The sequence below is a fragment of the Allobosea sp. genome (assembly GCF_030695125.1).
Classification (GTDB): Bacteria; Pseudomonadota; Alphaproteobacteria; order Rhizobiales; family Beijerinckiaceae; genus Allobosea.
In genome coordinates this window covers 123809-138523 of record NZ_JAUYTP010000036.1, presented here as the reverse complement: position 1 = coordinate 138523, position 14715 = coordinate 123809, and the positions used below count along the sequence as shown (strand labels likewise).

Here is a 14715-nt window from a genome sequence, read left to right as displayed (position 1 = left end):
ATCACCTCCCCGTCAACGACGCCACCAGGGATGCGGGGGCATCGCGCATGCTGGCGACGACGACGAGACGCTTCACCTCGCCGCGCAGATAGGCCTGGAGGAAGCGGTCATAGTCCTTGAACGAGACGCAGCCATTGGACTGGCCGTTGGGGCCGAGCAGATAGGGGTGTGTCAGCAGCCCGGCGCGGCCGAAGATCGCGCCGCTGCCGCCGACCGGGTGCATCCGCAAGGCGCGGTGGCCATGGAACAGCGCTTCGCGCTCGACGAGGTTGTAGGTGTGGGGCGGCGTCGCGCCATGCATCCGGACATGGACGTAGCGGGGATCGTCCATCTTCTCGCCGAAGCCGGAATGGGCCTCCAGCTTCTCGCCATCGGGCATATGCACGACCTTGGCGCTGATGTCGTAGATCGCGGTGGCCTGGCCCACGCTCATGGGCGGGCCGAATGAGGGGCTCAGCCGCCGGCCGCGCGACCGGTCGACGACATCGTCCTCCGGCGCGGCATAGGCCATGGCCGGACCATTGGGCTGGCGCGGCGCGCTGAACAGCTTCTCGATGAAGGAGCGGTTGTCCTCGACGACCGGCGCCGGAGCGGGCGCCGTGGCGAGACGCTCCCGCCGCGTCGGCTGGCGCAGCGCGATCGCCGGCGGCTCGGCGGCCGGCAGCCTGAGTTCGGCGGGGCGCGGCGCCGGCAGCGGCGCGTCCTTGAGAATGCGCGTGACCGCCTGCTGCGATGGCGCGGGTGCCTCGGCGGCAGGCGCATTGACGGTCACAGCGGTGACGGCGAGTGGCGCGGTGGACATGGTGACGGGAGCGGTTGCGCCGGGCTGCGACGACGGCAGGGCGGCGAGAACGGGTGCCTCCGGTGCGGATGCGGGCCGCGGCGCCGGCGCGGCATCACGGTGGAGGCCCGCCTGCAGCGGAGCCCTGGCGCCAAAGGCTCCCGGCGTCGTGCCCAGTGTGAAGCCCGGTTTCAGGAGATCACGATAAGCCGTTGCCGATGAAGCCAGAGACCCGGTCGTCGCGACGTCGAGCATGGGCGTCGCCCGGGTCGGGAGCTGCGCATCGGGGCCCGGATCGAGCGCGACGAAGCCGAAGCCGCAGGCCACGACGATCGCCGCCAGTTGCAGACAAATGTTGTGGCCGACCCGGTAACGGGTGCGCGGCGCCTTGCGCAGCCTATGGCCCTGTCCCGACATCACGCTCAGCTCTCGACCCGACGCAACACACGCCCGCCGTCACATCGACAGCGGAAACCGGCAAACCTGCCGGCTTCGAGTAGAGGTCCGCGTGGTTAAAGCGGGGTGAACGGATCGTCGCGAATCCGGAATTTGTGACAGCGCGCCGGAGAGCGGCGCGCCATTGCCGGCCGCCTCAGAGCGGCTTGAGACCGGCCTCGATCTGGGCGCGCCGGCCTTCGAGGAAAGGCGGCAGCGCCAGCGTCTCGCCCATCGTCTCGGCCGGCTCGTCGGCGGCAAATCCGGGCTCGTCGGTGGCGATCTCGATCAGGATGCCGTTGGGCTCGCGCAGATAGAGCGAGCGGAAGTAGAAGCGGTCGACCGGCCCGCTATTGGGATAGCCCGCCGCGCGCAAGCGCTCCGCCCAGGCGTCGTAATCGGCGAAGGTCGGGGTGCGCAGCGCCAGATGATGGACGCCGCCGGCACCCTCGCGGGCCTGCGGCAGATCCGGCTCGACCGCGACATGGAGTTCGGCCGCCGGGCCGCCCTCCCCGATCTTGAAGACATGGATCTCGCCGGTGGCATGGGCTGCATCGCGATAGCTGCCGATCAGCTCAAGCCCCAGCAACTGCGTCAGCACAATTTGCGTGCGCTCCAGCTTCGGAACCGAGATGGTGACCGGGCCGAGGCCACGGATCTGGTGCTCTGCGGGGACGGTGCTCTTGTCCCAGACGACGAAGGGAATCGCGCCGCCATCAGCGATCAGGGTCAGGCGCTGGCCCTCCGGATCCTCGAAATCGACCGCGGGACGGCCATTGATCGCGCGGATCGGCGTCACCGCGATCCCGAGCGTCGTGAGGCGCTCGCGCCACCAGGCGAGCGAAGCCTCGTCGGCGACGCGTAAGGCGGTGCGGCTGATCGCATGGGTTCCGCGACGCGCCGGCGAGGCCGGCCAGTCGAAGAAGGTGAGATCGGTGCCGGGCGAGCCGGCGCCATCGGCGTAGAACAGATGATAAGCGGAGGTGTCGTCCTGGTTCACGGTCTTCTTGACCAGGCGCATGCCGAGCGTCTCGACATAGAAGCGACGGTTGCCCGGCGCATCCGCCGAAATCGCGGTGACGTGATGGATGCCCGTGAGCTTCATGGGATGGCCCTCAACATGGTTCGCTGCGCCTGGACAGGCGCGGCTGTTGGACCAGAGATAACGCCCGCCGCCGACAATGGAATGGCGGAGCCGGCAATCGCGACGTTGCAGCCACGCAATCGGGCCGGCCGCGTCAGGGCTTTGACGTCGGCGGCGTGGCAGAGGTGTCGGGGAGATCGGCCTTGTCGCCGGGATTAATGGGCGTCGTGCAGTCCTGCGGCTTGTTCTTGCAGTCATACACCATCGTCGGAGCCGCCGACGGGTGAGAAACACCCGCGTTCGGCACGATCATGTTCTGGCCCTTGTCGATTTCCGTGGGGTTCGTGATGGTCGGGCCTAGACCGCCGCTGGCCTTCGCCTGGGCCGGCGAAGCGGGGGGCGTCGTGGTCGAGGACGCCGGTTGGGCCACAGCGGCAGAGGCGGCGACCAGCAGACCGGCGGCGAGAGCAAGACCAGGCATGGAGCGAAACATTTGGATTTCCCTAGCGCGCCCAAAGGCGGGCGACCGCTGAAACAACCCTTTCGTCTCGCCAATGTTCCTCCCCAGCCAGCCTCGGCCGTCACGAGACCGCGTGACGGCTCGGCTTGGCCTTGAGCTTGAGCTCCTCGAGATCCTGCCGCTCGCGCGGGGTGTTGCGCATGAGCTGGTCCTTGCCCGGCCCATAGGGCTTCGGCTGCATCAGATCGACACCGTACCAGGCCGCCGACCGCATGACGAAGGATGGATCGGCCAGATGCGGCCGCCCGAGCGCGACGAGATCCGCGCGGCCCGAGGCGATGATGGTGTTGGCCTGATCGGCGCTGGTGATGTTGCCGACGCACATGGTCGCGACCCGGGCCTCATTGCGGATCTGGTCCGAGAACGGGATCTGGAACATGCGGCCATAGACCGGCCGCGATTCGCGCACGGTCTGGCCGGTCGAGACGTCGACGAGATCGCAGCCCTCGCTGGCGAAGGCCTCGGCGATGGCCACCGAATCCTCGGCCGAAAGGCCGCCTTGCGCCCAGTCGGTCGCGGAGATGCGCACCGACATCGGCTTCTCGCGCGGCCAGATCGCGCGCAGCGCCCGGAACACCTCGAGCGGATAGCGCAGGCGGTTTTCGATGCTGCCGCCATAGACGTCGCCGCGGCGGTTGGTCAGGGGCGAGAGAAAACTCGCCAGCAGATAGCCATGGGCGCAGTGGAGTTCGAGCATGTCGAAGCCGGCGCGCGCGCCCCGTTCGGCCGCCGCAACGAACTCGGCCGTGACCCGGTCCATATCAGCCCGGGTCATTTCGCGGGGCACCTGGCTCTCGGGATAATAGGGTAGCGGTGAGGCCGAGAGGATCGGCCAGGCGCCCTCCGCGAGTGGGCGGTCCATGCCCTCCCACATCAGCTTGGTCGCCCCTTTTCGCCCGGCATGGCCGAGCTGGAGGCAGAGCTTGGCGGCGGAGTTGGCATGGACGAAGTCGACGATGCGGGTCCAGGCGACTTCCTGCGCATCGGTGTAGAGACCGGCGCAGCCGGGCGTAATGCGGGCGTCCGCCGAGACGCAGGTCATCTCGGTGAAGATCAGGCCGGGCCCGCCGATGGCGCGCGAGCCGTAATGCATCAGGTGCCAGTCGCCCGGCACGCCGTCATCAGCCGAGTACTGGCACATCGGCGCCAGAACGAGGCGGTTTTCCAGCGTGAGATCGCGCAGCTTCAGCGGCTGGAAGGCCGGTGGCACAGCGCTGCCATCCTTGCGGCGGCGGGCGATCGGGCCGAGTTCGCCCGCGACCATCTCGTCGACGGCCGCGACCATGTCGGGCGCGCGCAAGGCGAGGTTGTCATAGGTGATCGCCTTGGAGCGGGTCATCAGCCCGAAGGCGAAGCGCAGCGGATCGAAATCCCAGAAACGTCCGAGCTGCTCGAACCAGACCAGCGACACATCCGCCGCATGCTGGGTCTTCTCGACCTCCTCGCGGCGGCTGCGCTCGAACAAGGCGAGCGCGTCGGCGACCTGGAGGCGGGCCTTGTGGAAGGCCTTGTGCAGGCCGATCGCATCCTCCATCGCGAGCTTGGTGCCCGAGCCGATCGAGAAATGCGCGGTCGCCTTGGCATCGCCGAGCAGGACGACGTTCTCGACCACCCAGTTGCGGCAGCGGATCATCGGGAAGTTGCGCCAGAGCGAGCGGTTGGTGATCAGCCGGTGGCCCTGAAGCTCCTCGGCGAAGACGCCTTCGAGGAAGACGGCGGAGGCCGCTTCGTCCATCGCGCCGAGGCCGGCTTTCTCAAAGGTCTCGGGGTCGGTCTCCAGCACCCAGGTCGAGCGGCCGGCCTCGTACTGGTAGCAATGGGCGATGAAGACGCCGTGCTCCGTTTCCTTGAAGAAGAAGGTGAAGGCGTCGAAGGGCCGCGTCGAGCCCATCCAGGTGAAGTGGTTCGGCCGCAGATCGACCTCCGGCTGGAAACGGTCGCGCCAGCCCTCGCGGATGCGGCTGTTGATGCCGTCGCAGCCGACGACGAGATCGTAGTCCGCCTTGAGCGTCTCGATGTCGGCGGCCTCTTCGCCGAAGCGCAGCTCGACCCCCAGTTCGCGGGCCCGGGCCTGAACGAGCAGCAGGAGCGAGCGGCGCGAGCAGCCGCAGAAGCCGTTGCCGGAGACGCGGTGGACGCTGTCCTTGAAATGGACCTCGATGTCGTCCCAATATGCGAAATTGTCGCGGATCGCGGCATAGCTCGCCTCGTCGGCGGCCTTGAAGATGTCGAGCGTCTGGTCGGAGAAGACGACGCCGAAGCCGAAGGTGTCGTCGGGCTGGTTGCGCTCGAAGACCGTGATGTCGAGATCCGGCCAGTCCCGCTTCATCAGGAGCGCGAAGTAGAGCCCCGCAGGCCCGCCGCCGACCACCGCGATACGCATCTGAAGCCCCTCTCCCCGAACCGACTGCAAAATTATTTTAGGCCTAAAATAATTTTCACTCAAGCGATCGAATCGTCGCCTTGACCGAGATCAAACGACGCAGGCTGCGAACCAGCAACATGCATGCTGATGGTCGTTTTCGAGCTCTGCAGAGAACATTCGCCCTACCCGCCTCAGCCGCTTGCAAAATGCTTTAGACCTAAAATACATTGTCGCATCGGGAGGCGGATCGGATGCTCCTTTCAGGGCGGCACGCGGTGGTGACGGGTGGCGGGCGCGGGATCGGCCGTGCCGTCGCCGCTCGCTTGCGCCGCGAGGGCGCCCGCGTCTCCATCATCGGCCGCGACGCAGAGGCGCTGGCCGCGGCCTGTGCGGCGGGCGACGCCGACGCCCGGGCCGCCTGCGACGTCACCGATGCGGCCGCGATGGTGCAGGCGCTGGCGCGGCTGTCCGCCGATCAGCCGATCGACATCGCCGTCGCCAATGCGGGTGCCGTCGAGACCGGCCCCTTCCTGCGCAGCCCGGCCGAGCGCTTCCGCCGGATGACCGAGATCAACCTGATCGGCACGGTAAATCTGTTCCACGGCACCCTGCCTGGCATGGTCGAGCGCGGGCACGGGCGCCTCATCGCGATCGGCTCGACCGCCGGCCATCGCGGATATGCTTATGTCTCGGCCTATGTCGCGGCCAAGCATGCGGTGATCGGGCTGGTGAAGTCGCTGGCGCTGGAGACGGCGCGCAGTGGCGTGACCGTCAACGCGGTGAGCCCGGGCTATGCCGACACGGACATGGTGGCGAGCGGGCTCGACGCCATCGTCACCAAGACCGGTGTCAGCCGCGAGCAGGCGCTGGCGGACATGGTCAAGGCCAATCCGCAAGGGCGGCTGATTGCGCCCGACGAGATTGCGCAGGCCGTGCTCTATCTCTGCGGGCCGGCCAGCGGCTCGGTCACCGGCCAGTCCCTGACGATCAATGGCGGGGAGTTCTAGGCGATGGAGAGCATCCTGCCGGGCCTGATGCTCGACCGCGAGACCAAGGCGAGCGAGCGCCCCGGCGACCACAAGGACGAGTTGCGGCTCTGGCTGCGGCTGCTGACCTGCTCGACGCTGATCGAGACGGAGATCCGCAACCGGCTGCGCGAGGAGTTCAAGACGACGCTGCCGCGCTTCGATCTGATGGCGCAGCTCGACAAGTCGAGCACCGGCATGACCGTCGGCGAGGTCTCGCAGCGCCTGATGGTTTCGAACGGCAACGTCACCGCGGTCGTCGCCGGGCTTCTGGCGGACGGGCTCGTCGACAAGCGCGCCGCCACGCAGGACCGGCGCGTGCAGGTGCTGACGCTGACGGCGCAGGGCCGCAAGGCCTTCAAGGCGATGGCCGAACGACATGAGGGCTGGATCGCCGAGCTCTTCGCGGGGCTGGACCAGCCGGAGCGGACGCAGCTCTTCCGCCTGCTCGGGCAGACCAAGACCTCGCTGCACCGCGCGATCGCGGCCCGCGCGCAGGATTCCAGCAAGCCGGACGATTCCGGCCAGGGAGATGCCTCGTGACCATGCTGGCCAACGCCACGACCCTGCCGCTCTCGGCCTTCCAGCCGCAGCATTTTTCGCTCTCGGTGGCCGGCAAGGTCGCGACGGTGACGCTGAACCGGCCTGAGAAAAAGAATCCGCTGACCTTCGCAAGCTACCGCGAACTCACCGATTTCTTCCTCGCCGCGCAGAAGGAGGAGGACGTCAAGGCGATCGTGGTGACGGGCGCGGGCGGCAATTTCTCCTCCGGCGGCGACGTCTTCGAGATCATCGGCCCGCTGGTCGCGATGGAGACCAAGGAGCTGCTGAAGTTCACCCGGATGACGGGCGATTTGGTCAAGGCGATCCGCGCCTGCCCGCAGCCGGTGATCGCCGCCATCGACGGCGTCTGCGCCGGGGCCGGCGCGATCATCGCTATGGCATCCGACATGCGGCTAGGCACGCCTGAGACCAAGATCGCCTTCCTGTTCAACCGCGTCGGGCTCGCCGGCTGCGACATGGGTGCCTGCGCGATGCTGCCCCGGATCATCGGCCAGGGCCGCGCGACGGAGCTGCTCTACACCGGCCGGACCCTGCGCGGCGAAGAGGCCGAGCGCTGGGGCTTCCTCAACCGGCTCGTCGCGAAGGAGGCGGTTCTCGCCGAGGCGCAGGCGCTGGCCGCCGAACTCGCGGATGGACCGACTTTCGCCAACGCGATGACCAAGCGCATGCTCGAGATGGAATGGGCGATGTCGGTCGAAAGCGCGATCGAAGCGGAAGCCGTGGCGCAGGCGCTGTGCATGCAGACAGAGGATTTCGCCCGCGCCTATCATGCCTTCGCCAACAAGCAGAAGCCGGTCTTCGAGGGCAACTGAGATGGCTGCGACAAACCTAGACGGCAGTCATCTCCAGGGCATCCTCGGCGACACGCTCGACTGGCCCTTCTTCGAGGACCGGCATCGCCGCTTCGCCGCTGAGCTTTCGGCCTGGGCCGACGCCACCCTGCCCGGCCTGCCGCATGACGACGTCGACGCTGCCTGCCGGGCGCGTGTCACGGCTCTCGGCGAGGGCGGCTTTCTCCGAGCGGTTGTGCCGGAGGCCTATGGCGGGCTGAACCCGACGCTCGACGTGCGCACGCTCTGCCTCGCCCGCGAGATCCTGGCGGCGCGCGACGGGCTGGCGGATTTTTCCTTCGCGATGCAGGGACTCGGCACCGGGGCGATCACGGTCGCGGGCTCGGAGGCCATGAAGCAGCGCATCCTGCCCGGCGTCTGTGAGGGGGCCCGGATCGCGGCCTTCGCGCTCTCGGAGAAGGAAGCGGGCTCCGACGTCGCCGCGATGGCGACCACCGCCACGCCCGACGGCAACGGCCATGTCCGGATCGACGGCGAGAAGAGCTGGATTTCCAATGGCGGCATCGCCGACCACTACGTCGTCTTCGCCCGCACGGGCGAGGCGCCGGGCGCACGCGGGCTTTCCGCCTTCCTGGTCGAGGCGGACAATCCGGGCCTGAGCGTGACCGAGCGGATCGAGGTGATCGCGCCCCATCCGCTGGCGACGCTGCGTTTTGATGCCTGCCGCGTGCCGGTCGAGAACCGGATCGGCGGCCCCGGCGACGGCTTCAAGGTGGCGATGGCAACGCTCGACATCTTCCGCTCGACAGTCGGCGCCGCGGCGCTCGGCTTCGCGCGGCGGGCGCTGCACGAGACGATCTCTCACGCCAATGCGCGCAAGCTCTTCGGGGGGACGCTGGGCGATCTCCAGCTCAGCCAGGCGGCCATCGCCGACAGCGCGGCCGAGGTCGATGCCGCCGCCCTGCTGGTCTACCGCGCCGCCTGGACCAAGGACCGCGGCGCGGCGCGCGTCACCCGCGAGGCCGCGCTCGCCAAACTCGTCGCGACAGAGAACGCTCAGGCCGTGATCGACCGGGCCGTCCAGATTCATGGCGGCCTCGGCGTCACCAAGGGCGTCAAGGTGGAGGAACTGTACCGGGAGATCCGGGCGCTTCGGATCTACGAAGGCGCCAGCGAGGTCCAGAAGGTCGTGATCGCGCGCGACCTCCTCAAGGCCAAGAGCCAATAAGACGAGGGTGACGGCCATGACTTTCCTGCGCTCCGGCCATGTCGACAGTTTTCCGCGGGACAACCTGCCACCGCTGGAACAATGGCCGGCGATCGACCTTGACGGGGCCGGGCTGAGCTATCCGGAGCGGCTGAACGCCGTGAGCGTTCTGGTTGACGAGCATGTCGCGCAGGGCCGCGGCGACCGGCCCGCGATCATCGGCGACCATGTCACCTGGAGCTATCGCGACCTCGCGGAGCGGATCGACCGCATCGCCAATGTGCTGACGCGGGATCTGGGAATGATCCCCGGCCATCGCGTGCTGCTGCGCGCGGCCAACACGCCGATGATGGTCGCGGCCTATCTCGCCGTGATCAAGGCCGGTGGCGTCGTGGTCGCGACCATGCCGATGCTGCGGGTGGGCGAGCTGGTCTATCCGCTGCGCAAGGCCAAGATCGCGCTGGCGCTGTGCGACCACCGCCTGATGGCCGAGCTGGAGGGCGCCCAGCGCCAGGTGCCGGAGCTCGCGCGCATCGTCGCCTTCGGCGCGGAGGGCTGCGAGCTCGAGACGCTGATGGCGCAGCCCGGATACGACCGCTTCGAGGCGGTCGACACCGCTAGCGACGATGTCTGCCTGATCGGCTTCACCTCCGGCACCACCGGCGAGCCCAAGGGCACGATGCATTTCCAGCGCGACCTGCTGGTGATCTGCGACACCTATGCCGCCAAGGTGCTGAAGGCCTCGCCGGAGGACCGCTTCATCGGTTCGGCGCCGCTCGCCTTCACCTTCGGGCTCGGCGGCATCGTGCTGTTCCCGTTTCGGATCGGTGCGGCGGCCGTGCTGCCGGACAGGACGGCGCCGGCGGATCTGCTCGATGCGATCGAGCGGCACAAGGCGAGCGTGATCTTCACTGCACCGACAGCGTACCGTGCCGTGCTCGACAAGCTCGACGGGCGCGACATCTCCTCGCTGCGGATCTGCGTCTCCGCCGGCGAAACCCTGCCCAAGCCCGTCTTCGACGCCTGGCAGGCCAAGACCGGCCTAATGCTGATGGATGGCATCGGCGCAACCGAGATGCTGCACATCTTCATCGCGGCGCCGCTGGAGGCGATCCGCCCGGGTTCGACCGGCATCCCGGTGCCGGGCTATGAGGCGAAGATCATCGATTCCGACGGCCGCGACGTGCCTGACGGCACGCCGGGCCGGCTGGCCGTGCGCGGGCCGATCGGCTGCCGCTATCTCGCCGATGCGCGCCAGAAGGCTTACGCCCAGAACGGCTGGAACGTCACCGGCGACACCTATATCCGCGATGCAGACGGCTATTTCTGGTACCAGGCGCGTTCCGACGACATGATCGTCTCGTCGGGCTACAACATCGCCGGCCCCGAGGTGGAGGCCTGCCTGCTCGCCCATCCTGATGTGATGGAATGCGGTGTGGTCGGCGCGCCCTGCCCCGAGCGCGGCCACATCGTGAAGGCCTATGTCGTGCTGCGCGAGGGCGTCGCCGGCGATGCGGCGATGCTCAAGACCTTGCAGGACCATGTGAAGGCCGCTATCGCGCCCTACAAATATCCCCGCGCCATCGACTTCGTCACGGCCCTGCCCAAGACCGCCAGCGGCAAGCTGCAGCGCTTTGCGCTGCGCCAGATGGCACAGGGCGAGGCCTGAACCACCCCCACAGACGAGCCGGAACGGCCCCGAACCGAGGCGACGCCCATGTCGAGTGAAACCCTGTCCCGCGCCATCCTGCCGGAAGGCTGGCCGCTGCCGCGCGGCTATGCCAACGGCATGGTCGCGGAAGGCCGCGTGCTGGTCACCGGCGGGCTCGTCGGCTGGGACGAGAACGGCGTCTTCGCCCAAGGATTCCTGCCGCAGCTCGAGCGGACGTTCCTCAACATCAAGGCCGTGGTCGAGGCCGGCGGTGGGCGCATCGAGGATATCGTGCGAATGACCTGGTACGTCACCGACATCGAGGCCTATCGCGCCAGCCTCAAGGAACTCGGGCCGGTCTATCGCGCCGTGCTGGGCCGGCACTTCCCGGCGATGGCGGTGGTGCAGGTGGTCTCGCTCGTCGAGCCCGAGGCACTGGTCGAGATCGAGGCGACCGCCGTCATCGCCTGAGCGCCGCGGGCAATTGTGTTTCCATCTGTTGCCAAACAGGGCCTTCGAAACACGGACTTACTAATTGCCAAAGGGAAGCCCCCTGCTGCTTAGGCTTCTGCAATGGGCTCCGGCCGGACAATCGCAGGCGCCGCCATCCGGCGGTGACGCGATGGAGTCCATTCATGTCCAGCATCAGTGGCGTCAGCGGCGGGTTTCGTCCGCCACCACAGAAACCCCCGAGCTTCGAGTCGGTCGATACCGACAGCAGCGGCGGGTTGAGCATCGAGGAATTCAAGGCCGGGGGCCCGAAGGGCGCCAACAGTAGCAAGAGCGAAGAGCTCTTCAAGGCGATCGACAGCGACAGCAACGGGTCGGTCACCAAGGAGGAGCAGGACGCCTTCAAGACCAAGGCCGAGCAGGCCCAGCAGCAGCTCCAGTCCTTCCTGTTCGGTCTTCAGGCCGGCGGGCAGAGCGAGAGCAGCAGCGACGAGAGCGAGGAGGAGACCGACATCTTCGCCCAGCTCGACGCCAACTCCGACGGCAGCGTTGCCAAGGACGAATTCCTGTCCGCCTTCTCGTCCGGCACGAGTTCGTCGAGTGACCTGCTGAGCAAGCTGTTCGACGCGATCGACACAAGTTCGGACGGATCGATCTCGAAGCACGAGCAGAGCGAATTCCAGGCGGCGCTCGAACAGCGCGGCCGCCCGTCGGGCCCGCCGCCCGGCCCGCCGCCGAGCAGCGCCTCGCAGGCCTATGGCAGCACCTACCAGCTCGGCGCGGCGAACGCGTCCGGCACCACCTATTCGCAGGCGGCCTGAGCCAGCCCGCGACGATGACGCCGGTCGCCCGAAGGCAGGCCGGCGCCTCTCATGCTCTCGAGCAGCGGCCTCAGATGCTGCGTGTCGCGCCGCCGTCGATGCGGATCTTGGCGCCGGTGACATAGCTCGCCCGCTCGCTGGCGAGGAAGGCGACGACATCGGCGAACTCCTGCGGCGTGCCATAGCGGCCGGCGGGAATGGTGGCGCGCGAGGCCTTGGCAGCCTGGTCGGGCGTGGTGCCGGTGCGATCGGCCGCGGCTTGGTCGAGCTGATCGACGCGCTCGGTGTGGATGCGGCCCGGCAGCACGACGTTGACCGTCACGCCCTGCGAGGCGACCTCCGCGGCCAGCGTCTTCGACCAGCCGACGACCGCCGCGCGGATGCCGTTCGACAGCGCGAGCCGCGGGATCGGCTGCTCGACGCCCGAGGAGGCGATGGTGATGATGCGGCCGTAGCCGCGCTCGACCATGCCCGGCAGCATGCCCTGCGCCAGATGGAAGAGATTGGCGGCCATCGCCTCGAAATGCTTGAGCCAATCGTCGCGGCCGGCCTCGCGGGCCTCGGCCGGGGGCGGACCGCCGGAGTTGCCGATCAGGATGTCGATGCCGCCGGCATCCTTGAGCACGCCGACGAGCGAATCGACGGAGGCGAGATCCGACAGATCGAGGCTGGCGGCGAAGATGCGGCTGCGCACCTCCTCGGGGCATTCGTTGACCCAGGCATCGGTTGCGGCGACATTGCGGGCGGCGGCGATGACCGAGGCGCCTTCGCTGGCGAGCGTGCGGGCGATGGCGGCGCCCAGCCCCCGGCTCGCGCCCAGCACCAGCGCGCGCTTGTCGTGAAGGCCGAGATCCATGGGTCAGCTCCGTCGTGTTGGCGCGGCAGGTCGCGGCGCGTTGCGGCCCTGCTGATAGCGGGTCGAGGCCTGTGAGGAAATGGCCGGCGCGGAATGGGCGGCGTGCTCAAGCCGCCGCGGTCAGCGCCTGTTCCGCCAGGATGCAGCGCACCACCCGGCCCTCGCCGAGCTGGACGACCGGCGGCAGCGCCGCTCGGCAGCGATCCTGCGCGTGCTTGCAGCGGGGCGCGAAGGAGCAGGCCGAGGGCGGCTCGGTCAGCGCCGGCGGCGCGCCGGGAATGGCCTCCAGCCGCTCGCCCTTCTTCGCGCCGTGCAGGTTCGCGGCAAGAAGACCGCGCGTATAGGGGTGCTGGGGATCGCGGATGAGCTCGCGCACCGTTCCGGTCTCGACGATCTGGCCGGCATACATCACCGCCAGCCGGTCCGAGACTTCGACCGCCACGCCGATGTCGTGGGTGACGAAGAGCATGCCCATGCCGAGGTCGCGCTGGAGCTGGCGCAGCAGCAGCAGGATCTGGATCTGGACGGTGGCGTCGAGCGCGGTCGTCGGCTCGTCGGCGAGCAGGAGTTTCGGACGGGCCGCGAGCGCCAGCGCGATCATGGCGCGCTGGCGCATGCCGCCCGACATCTCGTGCGGATAGGCCTTTAGCCGGCGCTCCGGCGACGGGATGCGCACCAGCTCCAACAGTTCGAGCGCGCGCGCCATCGCCGCCTTCGCCGAGATGCTCTCGTGCCGGATGATCGCCTCGGCGATCTGCTGGCCGACGGTGTAGACGGGATCGAGCGCGAGCGCGGGATCCTGGAAGATCATCGAGGTGACGGCACCGCGGTAATCCGCCAGATCCTGCGGGTTCAGGGCGAGCACGTCGCGGCCGTCGACCCGGACGCCGCCGCCGATGTCGGTGCGGCTTTCGGGCAGGAGGCGCAGCAGCGTCTTCAGCGTCACGCTCTTGCCGGAGCCGGATTCGCCGAGGATGCCGAGCACCTGGCCCGGCTCCAGGGTCAGCGAGACACCGTTGACGGCGTGGACCGTCTGGACGCCGCGGAAGCGCACCGTCAGGTTCTCGATCTCGACGAGAGGCGTGCTCGTTCCCGTGTTCTTGCCCGTACTCATGCCGCGACCTCCAGGGCTGGCGCGTGGCTGTGGCCGGAGCCGGGCACCTGCATGTGGCAGGCGACCTGGCGGGCGCCCTCGCCGACCGTCGCCAGGACCGGCTTCACCTTGGCGCAGACGGTCTGGGCTTGGGGGCAGCGCGGATGGAAGCGGCAGCCTTCGGGCGGGTTGATCGGGTTGGGCGGATCGCCGGCGAGCGGGGCTTCCATGGTCCGGTTGTCGGGATCCATCGAGGGCATCGCCGAGAGCAGCGCGCGCGTGTAGGGGTGGCGCGGATCGCCATAGAGCTCCTCGACCGGGCCGATCTCCACGACCTCACCGAGATACATCACCATGACGCGGTCGCTGATGAAGCGGACGACGTTGAGGTCATGGCTGATGAAGATATAGGTCAGGCCGAATTCCTCGCGCAGATCGGCGAGCAGGTTGAGCACCTGCGCCTCGACCGATTTGTCGAGCGCGGAGACCGCCTCGTCGAGGATGACCAGCCGCGGGCCGAGCGCGAGCGCGCGGGCGATGTTGACGCGCTGGCGCTGGCCGCCGGAGAGCTCGTGCGGATAGCGCGCGGCGAAGCGGGCGGGGTCGAGCCCGACACGCTCCAGCAGGTCGCGGGCCTTGAGGATGGCGTTCGCCTTGGAGACGCCGTGGACCGTCGGCCCGAAGGCGATCGAGTCCTCGACGGTCAGGCGGGGGTTGAGCGAGGCGTAAGAGTCCTGGAAGACCATCTGCGCCTGGCGACGATATTCCTTGAGCGTCAGGGCCTGGCCGCCGACGATCTCGCCGTCGAACAGCATCTCGCCCTTGTCCTGCGGGATGAGCTGCATGACGACGCGCGCCGTGGTCGACTTGCCGCAGCCGGATTCGCCGACGACGCCGAGCGTCTCGCCCTTCATCACGGCGAAGTCGACGCCGTCGACGGCGCGCACAACGGCGCCGCCACCGAGCGGGAAATGCTTGGTCAGGGTCTTCGCCTGCAGCAGCGGGGTGCCCGCGCCGCCACGGTCGGGATGGGTCTGGTGATGGGTCGCGTCGACCTTATCATGCGCCATGG

The 14715-nt window shown here is 68.5% G+C and carries 14 protein-coding genes; 7 read left to right on the top strand and 7 right to left on the bottom strand.

Going from position 1 to position 14715, the window contains the following annotated elements; all coding sequences use genetic code 11:
* Position 1: 1 nt before the first annotated feature.
* The 4 genes from Q8S38_RS15215 to Q8S38_RS15200 all read right to left on the bottom strand — a co-directional run bounded on the left by Q8S38_RS15215 (position 2) and on the right by Q8S38_RS15200 (position 5203).
* On the bottom strand, positions 2-1198 hold the full coding sequence (locus Q8S38_RS15215) for a DUF2778 domain-containing protein (RefSeq protein WP_371125890.1): 1197 nt from the start codon (positions 1196-1198) through the stop codon (positions 2-4).
* 175 nt (positions 1199-1373) lie between these two features.
* Positions 1374-2321: a ring-cleaving dioxygenase gene (locus Q8S38_RS15210; protein ID WP_305681268.1), complete on the bottom strand. Its 948-nt coding sequence runs from the start codon at positions 2319-2321 to the stop codon at positions 1374-1376.
* Positions 2322-2454: 133 nt separating this feature from the next.
* Positions 2455-2793 (bottom strand): hypothetical protein, encoded by a 339-nt coding sequence (locus Q8S38_RS15205; protein ID WP_305681267.1) that lies wholly within the window; start codon positions 2791-2793, stop codon positions 2455-2457.
* Between the two features lie 88 nt (positions 2794-2881).
* Positions 2882-5203 carry a bifunctional salicylyl-CoA 5-hydroxylase/oxidoreductase gene (locus Q8S38_RS15200; protein WP_305681266.1) on the bottom strand — a complete coding sequence of 774 codons (2322 nt, stop codon included), beginning with the start codon at positions 5201-5203 and terminating at the stop codon, positions 2882-2884.
* A gap of 233 nt (positions 5204-5436) precedes the next feature.
* On the opposite strand from Q8S38_RS15200, the gene Q8S38_RS15195 reads away from it, so the two are divergent.
* The 7 genes from Q8S38_RS15195 to Q8S38_RS15165 all read left to right on the top strand — a co-directional run bounded on the left by Q8S38_RS15195 (position 5437) and on the right by Q8S38_RS15165 (position 11694).
* Entirely contained in the window at positions 5437-6192 is a 756-nt protein-coding gene (locus tag Q8S38_RS15195) for an SDR family NAD(P)-dependent oxidoreductase (RefSeq protein ID WP_305681265.1), read from the top strand.
* 3 nt (positions 6193-6195) lie between these two features.
* Positions 6196-6753, top strand: coding sequence for a MarR family winged helix-turn-helix transcriptional regulator (locus tag Q8S38_RS15190; RefSeq protein WP_305681264.1), 558 nt, complete (start codon positions 6196-6198; stop codon positions 6751-6753).
* A 2-nt stretch (positions 6754-6755) separates the two neighbouring features.
* Complete coding sequence (locus tag Q8S38_RS15185) at positions 6756-7586, top strand: enoyl-CoA hydratase family protein (RefSeq protein ID WP_371125889.1); 831 nt, start codon at positions 6756-6758, stop codon at positions 7584-7586.
* Position 7587: 1 nt separating this feature from the next.
* Entirely contained in the window at positions 7588-8793 is a 1206-nt protein-coding gene (locus tag Q8S38_RS15180; RefSeq protein ID WP_305681262.1) for an acyl-CoA dehydrogenase family protein, read from the top strand.
* 16 nt (positions 8794-8809) lie between these two features.
* A complete protein-coding gene (locus Q8S38_RS15175) occupies positions 8810-10441 on the top strand; it encodes a benzoate-CoA ligase family protein (protein WP_305681261.1) in 1632 nt (543 codons plus the stop codon).
* 48 nt (positions 10442-10489) lie between these two features.
* Positions 10490-10894: a RidA family protein gene (locus Q8S38_RS15170; protein WP_305681260.1), complete on the top strand. Its 405-nt coding sequence runs from the start codon at positions 10490-10492 to the stop codon at positions 10892-10894.
* A gap of 164 nt (positions 10895-11058) precedes the next feature.
* Positions 11059-11694 (top strand): EF-hand domain-containing protein, encoded by a 636-nt coding sequence (locus tag Q8S38_RS15165; RefSeq protein ID WP_305681259.1) that lies wholly within the window; start codon positions 11059-11061, stop codon positions 11692-11694.
* A 70-nt stretch (positions 11695-11764) separates the two neighbouring features.
* On the opposite strand, the gene Q8S38_RS15160 is transcribed toward Q8S38_RS15165, so the two are convergent.
* The 3 genes from Q8S38_RS15160 to Q8S38_RS15150 form a co-directional block, all read right to left on the bottom strand.
* Positions 11765-12550, bottom strand: a complete 786-nt coding sequence (locus Q8S38_RS15160) for an SDR family oxidoreductase (RefSeq protein WP_305681258.1) — start codon at positions 12548-12550, stop codon at positions 11765-11767.
* Positions 12551-12656: 106 nt separating this feature from the next.
* A complete protein-coding gene (locus Q8S38_RS15155; RefSeq protein WP_305681257.1) occupies positions 12657-13664 on the bottom strand; it encodes an ABC transporter ATP-binding protein in 1008 nt (335 codons plus the stop codon).
* Positions 13661-14713: an ABC transporter ATP-binding protein gene (locus Q8S38_RS15150; protein ID WP_305681256.1), complete on the bottom strand. Its 1053-nt coding sequence runs from the start codon at positions 14711-14713 to the stop codon at positions 13661-13663. Before Q8S38_RS15150 ends, Q8S38_RS15155 begins: the two co-directional genes overlap by 4 nt.
* Positions 14714-14715: the final 2 nt, after the last annotated feature.